The following is an 11014-nucleotide window of genomic DNA, read 5'->3' on the forward strand; positions in this document are numbered from 1 at the left end:
CCCTCCACCCCCGGGACCGGCCGGTTGATCATGAAGTTGTCGACCTCGACACCGGCGTGTCGCGTCAACAACTTCATGATCGACGGGGGCGACCCCGGAGTCAGGGGGTGCGGCGGAGGCGGAGGGCCTGGGCGATGTAGTCGAAGCCGGTGATAACGGTCACCGCCACGGCGGCGGCCATGATCCACGGGCCGACGCCGGCCAGCGCGGCCGGCATCGGCCAGAGGTACCAGGCGATGGCCAGGATCTGCAACGCGGTCTTGATCTTGCCGCCCCGGCTGGCCGCGATGACGCCGCGCCGGATCACCCAGAACCGCAGGGCGGTGATGCCCAGCTCGCGGGCCAGGATCACCGCGGTCACCCACCAGGGCAGCCGGTCGTACCAGGAGAGCAGCAGCAGCGCGGCGCCGGTGAGCGCCTTGTCGGCGATCGGGTCGGCGACCTTGCCCACCGAGGTGACCAGCCCGAACCGGCGGGCGATCCAGCCGTCGACCAGGTCGGTCACCGAGGCGATGGCGAAGATCAGGCAGGCGGCCATCCGCCAGCCGGCGTTGCTCATCGCGGAGATCACCACGCTGGCCCCGAAGACCGGCACCAGCACCAGCCGCAGCGCGGTGAGCGCGTTGGCCGCGTTCAGCACCGGCACCCGGCCGACCACCGGGGCCGGCGTCGACCCGGTAGCCCCGGTCACCGCCGCACTCCGCACGGACCGCCGTGGCGTTCCCGGTACCCCACCACGTGGCCTCCCCGCTCCGTCCGGGCCCGCCGTCACCGTGCCGCGCCGGGCGCCGCCGAGATCATCTCATCCGGTACGGCGAGCAGATCCACCCCTTCGGTGCCGGTGACCGTGGCCCGGACCAGGTCACCGGGGCGCAGCGCGGCCAGATCCACCCCGCCGCCGTCCGGGGCGACCAGGGTGGTGGAGCCGTCCACCTCGGGGGCCTGGTGCGCGGCGCGCCCCTCGACCACGCCGTCGGAGACCGAGTCGACGAGCACCTCGACGGTCGAACCGAGCCGCTCCTCGGCCCGCTGCGAGCAGAGCTCGTCGGCGAGCGCGCTGAGCTTGTCGTAGCGGCGCTTGACGGTGGCGGCGGAGACCTTGCCGGAGAGCCCGGCAGCCTCGGTGCCGTCCTCGTCGCTGTAGTCGAACACGCCGATCGCGTCGAGCCGCGCCGCGGTCAGGAACCGGACCAGCTCCTCGACGTCGGCCCGGGTCTCGCCGGGGAAGCCGACGATGAAGTTGCTCCGGGCGCCCGCCTCGGGCGCCAGTTCCCGGGCGCCGGCGAGCAGGTCGAGGAACCGGTCGGTGGAGCCGAACCGGCGCATCCGGCGCAGCACCGGCTCACTGGAGTGCTGGAAGGACAGGTCGAAGTAGGGGGCCACCCCGGGCGTGGTGGCGATCGCCTCGACCAGCCCGGGCCGGGTCTCCGCCGGCTGGAGGTAGCTGGCCCGCACCCGGACGATGCCGTCGATCGCGGCCAGCTGCGGCAGCAGCTTCTCCAACGCCCGCGGGTCGCCCAGGTCCTTGCCGTACGAGGTGGAGTTCTCGCTCACCAGCACCAGCTCGCGGACGCCGGTCTTGGCCAGCCACTCCGCCTCGGCGAGCAGCTCGTCCGGCGTACGCGAGACGAACGCGCCGCGGAACGCCGGGATGGCGCAGAACGCGCACCGACGGTCGCAGCCGCTGGCCAGCTTGAGCGAGGCGACCGGGCCGGTGTCCAGTCGCCGGCGCAGCACCTGGCGCAGGTGGGCCGGGGTGTGCGCGTCGGTCTCGACGGCGGCCCGGGCTGGGGTGCCGTGCCCGGGCAGCGACACCGCCGCCGCCCGCCGCTTGACCGGGGTGAGCGGGAGCAGCTCGCGCCGGTCCCGCGGGGTGTGCGCGGCCAGCGCCTCACCGGCGACGACGGCGTCCAGCCGGGCGGCGATGTCCGGGTAGTCGTCGAAGCTGAGCACCGCCTGCGCCTCGGGCAGGCTCTCGGCCAGCTCGCGGCCGTACCGCTCGGCCATGCAGCCGGCGGCCACCACCTTGGCCCCGGTGTCGGCCGCGGCGAGCAGGGTCTGGATGGAGTCCTGCTTGGCCTTCTCCACGAAGCCGCAGGTGTTCACCACCACCACGTCGGCGCCCTCGCCGTCGGTGGTCACCTGCCAGCCGTCGGCGTGCAGCCGGGCGGCCAACTCCTCCGAGTCGACCTCGTTGCGGGCACAGCCCAGGGTCAGCAGGGCGACGCGGCGGCCGTCGCCGACGGGCGACAGCTTGGACGACAGCTCCAGGTCGCGGCGCGGCGCCAGACGCGCCGAGCTGGAGTTGTCGGACGGGGAGGTGGCAGACACCATCCGAGGGTACCGGGCGGGACGCCGGTCCCCGCCCGCGGCGGGCCGCCGGCAGTAGGCCGGCTCACATCCGCCCGGCCCGCTCACCTGCCGCGACCGGGTGCGCCGACAGCGCGGACCGGACCGAGCTCAGGCCGCGGCCGCCGCGCCCACCGCGACCAGCCGGTCGAGCAGGAACACCTCGGTACCGGCCAGACCGACGGAGCAGAAGACCGAGATCTGGTCCGCCCGGGTCCGGCCGGTGGCGGCGCCGGTCAGCACCGCGCCGAGATCCAGCAGCCGGTGGGCGTACGGCGGGTCGGCCGCCAGCATCGGCGGGGCGTACGCGGCCGCCTGCGCCGGCGAGTCGGTGACCAGCAGGTCGGCGACGTCCAGCAGGTCGGTGCCGAACTCGGCCCGGTCGCGCTGCTTGAAGCCGACCGCGTTGACGTGCGTGCCGGGGCGCAGGTCGGCGGCGTCCAGCACCGGGGTCGGGCTGGTGGTGGCGAGCACCACCAGGTCCCGGTCGCGCACGGCGGCGCGGGCCGACTCCACCGCCCGGGCGGGGACGTCCAGCTCGGCGCGGACCCGGGTGGCGAACGCCTCCCGCCGGGCCGCGGAGCGGCTGTACACGGTGACCTCGCGCAGCGGGCGCACCGCGGCGGCGGCCCAGACCTGCGTCCAGGCCTGCCGCCCGGAGCCGATCACGCCGAGGGTGGCCGCGTCCGGCCGGGCCAGCGCGTCCACCGCGACCCCGCCCAGTCCCCCGGTACGCCGCGAGCCCAGCTCCTCGCCGACGGCCACCGCCCGCACCGCCCCGGTACGCCCGTCGTGCAGCACCACCACCTGCTCCGCCTCCGGGTGACCGAAGGTGTCGTACGAGCGGAAGCCGTACCACTCGCCGGTCAGGTGCCCCGCGGTCAGCACCATCCGCCCGCCGCCCAGCGACGCGGACGCCCGGGGCGGGGCCACCAGCCGACCCGCGTACGCGGCCCGGAGGGCGTCCCGCATGGCGGCCACCGTGGCGCCGGCGTCCAGCGCGGCGGTGACCTCGCGGTCGGAGAAGAGCAGCGTCATGGACCCCATCCTGCAAGCTGAAGTGAGGTTCAGGTCAACGGACGGTGGCCCGGCTCACCCTCGCCCGGGCGGGGCGGCGGCCGGTGCTACCGTCGGCCCTGGTGGCCCGGGGTCGGGCCGCCCCGGACGAGTAGTGGGCGTACCCGGTCAGGCCAAGACGCCCCGCGTGACCTGCAGACTCGACTCGTCCCGGCCCCGGCGGTCCGGGCAACCCCGCAGAGGTGGACTCCGATGGCCTGGATCGTGCTGGTGATCTCCGGACTGCTGGAGACGGCGTGGGCGGTGGCCCTGGACCGCAGCGCCGGATTCACCCGCCCCGTTCCGTCGCTGGTCTTCGTGGTGACGCTGGTGCTCAGCATGCTCGGGCTCGCGTACGCGCTGCGCGAGATCCCGGTCGGCACCGGCTACGCGATCTGGGTCGGCATCGGCGCGTCCGGCACCGCCCTGGTCGGCATGCTGGCCCTGAACGAGCCGGCCAGCCTGCCCCGGATCGCCTGCCTGGCGCTGGTCGTCGCCGGCGTGGTCGGGCTGAAGATCTTCCACTGATCCCCGGCGTGTCGACGTTTCGCGAGGCGTGCCGGGCCTACCTTGTGGGTAGAGATCGGCTGACATCGCAGGCTCTCCGACGGAGGCAGACATGGCCGACATGCCCAGCACCGCCCGTCCGCGCAGCAACGCCGCCCGCATCTGCACCATCCTGGGCTTCGTCTTCGCGGTCCTCGCGCTCCTGCTCAACCCGATCATCTTCGGCGTGCTCGGCGTCATCCTCGGCGTCGTCGGCGCGGTCCTGGGCGACAAGCCGCTCGGCTGGTACGCCGCCGTGGCCAGCGTGGTCGGCGCGGTGATCGGCCTGGTGCTGGTGAACGCCCTCGTCAACTGATCAGTACCGCTCCCCCGAAGCGACGGGCCCGCCGCACGCCAGCGGGCCCGTCCGTGTCCGGCGGGCCCGTGCGGGTCCGCCGGGTCGGCTGGCCGGCGCGGACCGGCCGGCTCAGGGTCAGCGCTCGCCGGTCCGGCCCCGGTCGGCCACGATCACCCGGTGCCCGTCGGGGTCACGGACGACCGCCATCCGCTCGCCCCAGGGCTGCGTCGCCGGGTCCGCCAGCACCGTCACCCCGGCCGCGCGCAGCCGGGCCATCGCGGCGTCGCAGTCGCGGACGTACACCCAGAGCGCGGTCCGGTCGTCAGGCGGCGGCCCCGGCTCCGCCTGGCGCCCGATGCCCAGTTGGCCGGCACCGAAGCTGAGCGCGACGTACTCCGGCTCGCCCGTCTCCGGAAAGCGGTAGGTGACCGCGCCGCCGAGCAGGTCCCGGTAGAAGCCGAGCGCGGCCGGCAGGTCCGCGGCGGTGAGGATCGGGAACAGCTCCTGCGCCAGCGGCTCACTCATCGCCGCCGCGCAGGCCGACCAGGACCTCCTCCAACTCGTCCGGCTTGACCAGCACGTCGCGCGCCTTGGAGCCCTCGGACGGCCCGACCACGCCCCGGGTCTCCATCAGGTCCATCAGCCGGCCGGCCTTGGCGAAGCCGACCCGCAGCTTGCGCTGGAGCATCGAAGTCGAGCCGAACTGCGAGGTGACCACCAGCTCGACCGCCTGCACCAGCAGGTCGAGGTCGTCGCCGATGTCCTCGTCGATCTTCTTCTTGCCCTCCTGCGCGACGGTCAGCACGTCCGGGCGGAACTCCGGCTCGCGCTGGTCCTTGCAGAACTTCACCACGTCGGCGATCTCGCGCTCGGTGACCCAGGCGCCCTGGATCCGGATCGGCTTCGAGGCGCCCATCGGCAGGAACAGCCCGTCACCCCGGCCGAGCAGCTTCTCCGCCCCCGGCTGGTCGAGGATGACCCGGCTGTCGGCCAGCGAGGAGGTGGCGAAGGCGAGCCGGGACGGCACGTTCGCCTTGATCAGGCCGGTGACCACGTCCACCGAGGGGCGCTGGGTGGCCAGCACCAGGTGGATGCCGGCGGCCCGGGCCAGCTGGGTGATCCGGACGATGGAGTCCTCCACGTCGCGCGGCGCGACCATCATCAGGTCCGCCAGCTCGTCCACGATCACCAGCAGGTACGGGTACGGCCGCAGTTCCCGCTCACTGCCCGGCGGGGCCTTGATCTCGCCGTTGCGGACCTTGCGGTTGAAGTCGTCGATGTGCCGGACCCCGTTGGCGGCGAGGTCGTCGTAGCGCATGTCCATCTCGCGGACGACCCACTCCAGCGAGTCGGCCGCCTTCTTGGCGTTGGTCACGATCGGGGTGACCAGGTGCGGGATGCCCTCGTAGCCGGTCATCTCGACCCGCTTCGGGTCGATCAGCAGCAGCCGCACCTCGTCCGGAGTGGCCCGGGTGAGGATGGACACCAGCAGCGAGTTCAGGCAGGACGACTTGCCCGCGCCGGTGGCGCCGGCGATCAGGATGTGCGGCATCTTCGCCAGGTTGGCCACCACGTAGCCGCCCTCGATGTCCTTGCCGAGCGCGACCACCATCGGGTGGTGGTCGGTGGTGGCGGCGCGGGAGCGCAGCACGTCGCCGAGCGCGACGTTCTCCGGGTCGGTGTTCGGGATCTCCACACCGACCGCGCTCTTGCCCGGGATCGGACTCAGGATCCGCACGTCCGGCGACTTCACCGCGTACGCGATGTTGCGGGAGAGCTGGGTGATCCGCTCGACCTTGACGCCGTGCCCGAGTTCGACCTCGTAGCGGGTGACCGTCGGGCCGCGGGTGAAGCCGGTGACCGCGGCGTCCACGTCGAACTGCTCGAAGACGCCGGTGAGCGCGGCGATCACCTCGTCGTTGGCCTTGCTCCGCTTCTTCGGCGCCGCGCCGCTGCTGAGCATGTTCGCCGGCGGCAGGGTGTAGTCGCCGGCCAGCCCGGTCAGCGCCAACTGCTCGGCCCGGGTGGGCGCGGGCGAGTGCTCCGGCGGCTCGACCGGCTTGCGGGTCGCCGGCACCTTGGCCGGCGCCTTGCGCGGCAGCACGATGGTGTCCTGCAGGTCGACGCCCTCGTCGAGTTCCTCGAAGTCGTCCGGGTCCACCGGGGGTGCCATCCGCTTCCCCGGGCGCTTGCGGGCGGGCGTGGCCCGGGCCTCGTCCGTCGCGTCCTCGGCGGCGGGCGCGCCGGTCACCGCGCCGGCCAGCAGGCCCAGCCGCTCCGGGATCTTGTTGATCGGCGTGGCGGTGACCACCAGCAGCCCGAAGACCAGCAGCAGGATCAGCAGCGGCACCGCCACCCAGGCGGTGACCGCGCGCTCCAGCAGGCTGCCCACCCCGGCGCCGACCAGTCCGCCGGCGAAGTCGCGCTGGGTCGCGTCGACCGGCTCCTGCCCGATGTGCAGCAGCGCGGCGGTGGCCACCAGCATCGAGCCCCAACCGACCAGCCCGCGACCGCGGTGCTCCGGGTCGGCCGGCTCGCGCATCAGCCGCCAGGCGCCGATCATCAGCAGCACCGGCACCACGATGGCGATCGCACCGAGGAAGAGCCGGACGGTGTCGGCCACCCGCTCACCGACCGGGCCGGCCGCGGAGAACCAGATGCCCACGGCGCTGAGCAGGGCGAGCCCGAAGACCAGCAGACCGGCGCCGTCCCGGCGGTGCTCGGGATCGAGTTCCTTGGCCGAGGCGGCCTGCCGGCCGGCGGCCCGGACCGCCCAGCCGACGCCGTGCGCCAGCCCCATCCACAGTGCACCGATCGCCCGGCCGACGTAGACCGCCGGGCCCGGGCGGGCGGCCGCGGTGCGGCGCCGGGCCGGGGTGCGGCTCTTCTTCGCCGGCTGGCGGGCACGGCTGTTCGTGCCACCGCGCGGCGACGCGCCGCGCCGCCGGCTCGCCTGAGAGGTACGGCCCGCCATAGCATCAACTTAACGGCGTGACCCGGCAGATCGCCGCTTTTCCGGGTCGTGTCCGCGCGTCGCAGCACGGACCTCGCCGTCCGCCGTGATATTCGCCCCCGAAGGGATGCCCCCAATGGCGTCGCCGGAAATCGAGGACGGTCCGGACGGCCCCCTGGCCGGGCCGCCCGGGGAACTGCGGCCGTTGACCGGCGAGCTGATCGCCGCCGTGCTGGGCAGCCGGGGGTACGTCGTCCAGCGCGACCCGGACGGCGACCTGGTCGGTCGGTGGGACGACAGCCTGATCTGGTTCCTGCGCCTGGGCGCCGCCGGGGAGCTGCTCCAGGTGCGCACCATCGCCGCACCCACCTTCTCCATCGAACACGTCCCCGCGCTGTACGCGTTCTGCAACGGCTGGAACCACGACCGGCTCTGGCCCAAGGCGTTCGTGCACGTCGACGACGACGGCCGGGCCCGGGTCTGCGGCGAGGTGATCACCGACCTGGAGCGGGGGGTCACCCCGCACCAGCTGGACCAGCTGCTCGACTGCGGCATCGCCACCGGCTGCCAGCTCGCCGCCGAGGTGCGCGGGCTGCCCGGCGCGGTGATCGCGTGACCGGGCGGGGCGAGCGCCAGCGAGCCACACCGGGTGGGGCGGGCCGGCGCGGGCCGGCGGACGCGGCGCTGGCCGAGGCGCTCGCCGAGGCCCGGGACCTGCCCGACGGTGAGGCCCGGACCGCCGAGCTGGAACGCGTCGCCGCGCACGCCGACGCGGCCGGGGACGACCGCTCCGCGGTGGCCGCCCGGTTCGCGTTGGTCGAGGCGTACCTGCTGGACGGCGAGCGGTGGCGGCTGGTGGAACCGGTGCGCCGCTGCCTGGCCGCCGTCGACCGCCGGCCCGACCTGCTGCCCGCGGCCGACGTCGAGCTGCTGCTGCGCTACCAGCGGTACGCGGTGGAGGCGCTGCTCGGCACCCCCCGGATCGGGCTGGACCAGGCCCGGTCCATGCTGGACGACCTGGCCGGCCGGACCGCCTCCGACGCGGGCGACGCCGCGGTGGTCGCGGAGCTGCGCTGCCGGATCGCCGACCACCTCGGCGACGAGCCGACCGCCCGCCGGTGGTACGACCGGTGGACCGCCGCCGCGCCCGGCCCGGCCGACGGGTGCCCCGGCTGCGCGCCGGTCCGCCGCGCCGAACTGCTCGCCGGTTGGGGCGACTGGTCCGCCGCGCTGGACGTGCTGCGGGACCCGCTCGACGGCACGGTCACCTGCACCGAGCAGCCGGAGCGGGCGCTGGCCGGGGCGCTGCTGCCCTGGCTGCGGGCCGGCGAGCCGGAGCGGGCCGGCGCGGCGCACGTGCGGGCGTACCGGCGGCACCGGCGGGAACCGGCCGCCTTTCCGTACCTCTCGGCGCACCTGCGGTTCTGCGCGCTGGCCGGGCACCTCGACCGTGGGCTGGACATCCTCGCCGAGCAGCTGCCCCGGCTGGACCGCCCGGCCGACGACCTGTCGGCGATGGAGTTCGCCGCCGCCGGGGCGCTGCTCTGCGCGCTGGCCGTCGAGGCGGGGCTGGGCCACCGGACGCTGCGCCGCCCCGCCGCCGGCCCGCGACCGGCGGCCGAGCTGGACGTCGAGACGCTGGGGCACACCCTGCTCGGCACGGCGACCCGGCTGGCCGGCAGCTTCGACGCCCGCAACGGCACCGGCCACCAGTCCGGCCGGATCGCGTCCTGGCTGGCCGAGCGGCCGCTGGCCGCCCCGGTCCCGCTGCCCGCCGACGACGCCCCGGACGACCTCGACGACCCGGACGACGGCGACGCCGGGCCGGCGGAGCTGGACCCGGTGCCGCTGACCCTGTCGATGATCACGGCCGAGCTGGACCGGCGCGGCGACCGGTACGACGTGGACGGCGGCGGCGCGGTGCTCGGCCGCTGGGGCGAGGCGCTCATCCAGTTCCGCCGCGCCGGTGAGCGCGGGGAGATCCTGCACGTCCGGGTGGTCGCCGCGCGCCGGCTGCCGGCCGGCCGGCTGGCCGAGGCGTACGCGTTCTGCAACGCGTGGAACCACGACCGGCTGCTGCCGAAGGCGTACGTGCACGAACTCGGTGGCGAGCTGGCGCTGGCCGGCGACGTCAGCACCGACCTGGCGCACGGGGTGGCCCCGGCCCAGCTCGCGGTGCTGGTGGACGCGGCCGTGCGCACCGGCGCCGGGTACGCCGAGGCGGTCGCCGCGCTGCCCTGACGCGCGAACGGCGCCGCGAGTTGCCGCCCCGACGTCCGGAGACCGCCATCCGACAGTCGCGCAACCTGATCCCCGGCTCAGGTGTGGTTTCCGCGTCAACCGCACCGAACTCCGGGAGTCCGCCATGATGCGCCTGTTCCGCACCGGCACCGTCGCCGCCGTCGCCACCGCCGCCGCCGCGCTGCTGTTCCAGCCCGCCGTCGGCACGTCCGCCGCGGCGGCGTCCGCCCCCGCACCGGTCGCCAGCGCGACGGCCGCCACCCCGGCCGCCACGTCCGACATCAGCGCGCGGGGCGACATCGCCTTCCTCGGCGGCGACCCGTGGCGGCCGTCCGGCCCGGTGGAGGTGACCGTCAGCAACGAGGGAGCGGCGGCGGCTAAGGGTTTCTTCGTGCTGCGCCTGCCGTCCGGGGTGGGCCTGACCTCGGGCGGTGACTGCGACCCCGTCGCCGGGTCGGCCCGCACCTTCGTCTGCGGGGGCGCCGAACTGGCCGCCGGCGGCCGGCGGACCCACCGGCTGACGCTGACCTCGGCGGCGCGCGAGCCGGTCTTCGGCGTCGTCGCGTGGGGCTCGGTCGCCGGCCGGGACGGCAGCGGCGCCACCGGGCGGCCGCACGACTTCCGGATCAACTGGCCGGACCGGACGTCGCTGCGGCTACGTGCCACCGCCGGAGCGGTCGACGGCGGAGCCGCCACGGTGACGGTCCGGGTGACGAACACCGGCAGCTTCGCCGTCGGCGGCTACGCGCTGAACGTCAGCACTCCCGACGGTGTGCGGGTCGCCGCGCCGGCGTGCTCGGACAGCGGCCGGATGGCCGGTGCGGGCTGCGAACTGTTGCGGCTCGGGACGCTCGGGGCGGGGGCCACGGACACCTTCCGGGTGCGCCTCGCGGTCGGCGGCGACGAGCGCACCGTCCGGCTGTACCTGGCCCCGGTCGACCGGTACACGAACAAGGACACCTCGGTCACCCTGCGGCTGACCGGTGGCGCCGGGGCCGGCGCCACCACGGCGCCGCCGGCCGGGTCGACCGCCACGCCGACCCCGACGACGCCCGCCGAGGAGCCGGGGCAGCTGCCCCGCACCGGACCGGCCGGCGGCGCGTACGCCCTGGCCGGCGCGGTGCTGCTGGCCCTCGGAGCGGGCCTGCTGCTGCTCCGCCGCCGCCTCGGGCGGGGCTGACCGGCGGCGTCCACCGGACGCCGCACCCGGCTCCGGGCCGGTCACCGACGTGCACGGGGATGTCGGCGACCGGCCCGGTCGGGTGGGTCAGCCGGCGGAGAACGCCAGCGTGTAGTCGCCGGAGCCGCGCAGCGCGGTCACCCGGTAGCGGTACGCGCCGGCCGGGCCCTCGGTGGCCAGCTGGGCCGCCGCCCCGTCGGCGTCGGCGTCGGCGCGGGCCACGGTCCGCCAGCCGGTGCCGGTCCAGCGCTGCAGGGTGAGCGCGAAGGTGGCCCCGTCGGGGGCGTCCAGGCAGGCCCGCTGCGGGCCGGCCGGGGCACGGAACCAGCGGCCGTCCGGCTGGGTCTGGGTCCGCCCGGCGGCCAGCGAGCCGGCGGCTCGGCTGGCGCGG

10 protein-coding genes, 1 pseudogene and 1 riboswitch are annotated in these 11014 nt (G+C 75.6%); of the genes and pseudogenes, 5 read left to right on the top strand and 6 right to left on the bottom strand.

Annotated features, from left to right (window positions below; translation table 11 throughout):
- Positions 1-100: 100 nt before the first annotated feature.
- From pgsA to DLJ47_RS28595, 3 genes are all read right to left on the bottom strand, one after another.
- Positions 101-691, bottom strand: a complete 591-nt coding sequence (pgsA, locus tag DLJ47_RS28585; RefSeq protein WP_109904561.1) for a CDP-diacylglycerol--glycerol-3-phosphate 3-phosphatidyltransferase — start codon at positions 689-691, stop codon at positions 101-103.
- Between the two features lie 77 nt (positions 692-768).
- The gene (gene rimO, locus DLJ47_RS28590) at positions 769-2334 is read right to left on the bottom strand and encodes a 30S ribosomal protein S12 methylthiotransferase RimO (protein WP_233258067.1); all 1566 of its coding nucleotides are present in this window, start codon (positions 2332-2334) and stop codon (positions 769-771) included.
- Between the two features lie 126 nt (positions 2335-2460).
- Complete coding sequence (locus DLJ47_RS28595) at positions 2461-3387, bottom strand: ornithine cyclodeaminase family protein (RefSeq protein ID WP_109904563.1); 927 nt, start codon at positions 3385-3387, stop codon at positions 2461-2463.
- Between the two features lie 98 nt (positions 3388-3485).
- Positions 3486-3554, top strand: a riboswitch (guanidine-III (ykkC-III) riboswitch).
- Positions 3555-3618: 64 nt separating this feature from the next.
- On the opposite strand from DLJ47_RS28595, the gene DLJ47_RS28600 reads away from it, so the two are divergent.
- Positions 3619-3933, top strand: a complete 315-nt coding sequence (locus DLJ47_RS28600) for a DMT family transporter (protein ID WP_109904565.1) — start codon at positions 3619-3621, stop codon at positions 3931-3933.
- 91 nt (positions 3934-4024) lie between these two features.
- Positions 4025-4267: a hypothetical protein gene (locus DLJ47_RS28605; protein WP_088995409.1), complete on the top strand. Its 243-nt coding sequence runs from the start codon at positions 4025-4027 to the stop codon at positions 4265-4267.
- 117 nt (positions 4268-4384) lie between these two features.
- On the opposite strand, the gene DLJ47_RS28610 is transcribed toward DLJ47_RS28605, so the two are convergent.
- Both DLJ47_RS28610 and DLJ47_RS28615 read right to left on the bottom strand, forming a co-directional pair.
- The gene (locus DLJ47_RS28610) at positions 4385-4774 is read right to left on the bottom strand and encodes a VOC family protein (RefSeq protein ID WP_109904567.1); all 390 of its coding nucleotides are present in this window, start codon (positions 4772-4774) and stop codon (positions 4385-4387) included.
- A complete protein-coding gene (locus DLJ47_RS28615; RefSeq protein WP_109904569.1) occupies positions 4767-7223 on the bottom strand; it encodes a DNA translocase FtsK in 2457 nt (818 codons plus the stop codon). Before DLJ47_RS28615 ends, DLJ47_RS28610 begins: the two co-directional genes overlap by 8 nt.
- Positions 7224-7338: 115 nt before the next feature.
- Between DLJ47_RS28615 and DLJ47_RS28620 the strand changes: the two genes are divergently transcribed.
- From DLJ47_RS28620 to DLJ47_RS28630, 3 genes are all read left to right on the top strand, one after another.
- A complete protein-coding gene (locus DLJ47_RS28620) occupies positions 7339-7818 on the top strand; it encodes a YbjN domain-containing protein (RefSeq protein WP_109904571.1) in 480 nt (159 codons plus the stop codon).
- On the top strand, positions 7815-9443 hold the full coding sequence (locus tag DLJ47_RS28625) for a YbjN domain-containing protein (RefSeq protein WP_109904573.1): 1629 nt from the start codon (positions 7815-7817) through the stop codon (positions 9441-9443). Before DLJ47_RS28620 ends, DLJ47_RS28625 begins: the two co-directional genes overlap by 4 nt.
- A gap of 124 nt (positions 9444-9567) precedes the next feature.
- Positions 9568-10623, top strand: a complete 1056-nt coding sequence (locus tag DLJ47_RS28630) for an LPXTG cell wall anchor domain-containing protein (protein ID WP_109904575.1) — start codon at positions 9568-9570, stop codon at positions 10621-10623.
- Between the two features lie 87 nt (positions 10624-10710).
- Here DLJ47_RS28630 and DLJ47_RS35970 read toward each other — a convergent pair.
- Positions 10711-11014: pseudogene (locus DLJ47_RS35970) on the bottom strand (S1 family peptidase); the annotation flags it as partial.

The sequence above is a fragment of the Micromonospora sp. S4605 genome (assembly GCF_003176715.1).
Taxonomy (GTDB): Bacteria; Actinomycetota; Actinomycetes; order Mycobacteriales; family Micromonosporaceae; genus Micromonospora; species Micromonospora echinaurantiaca.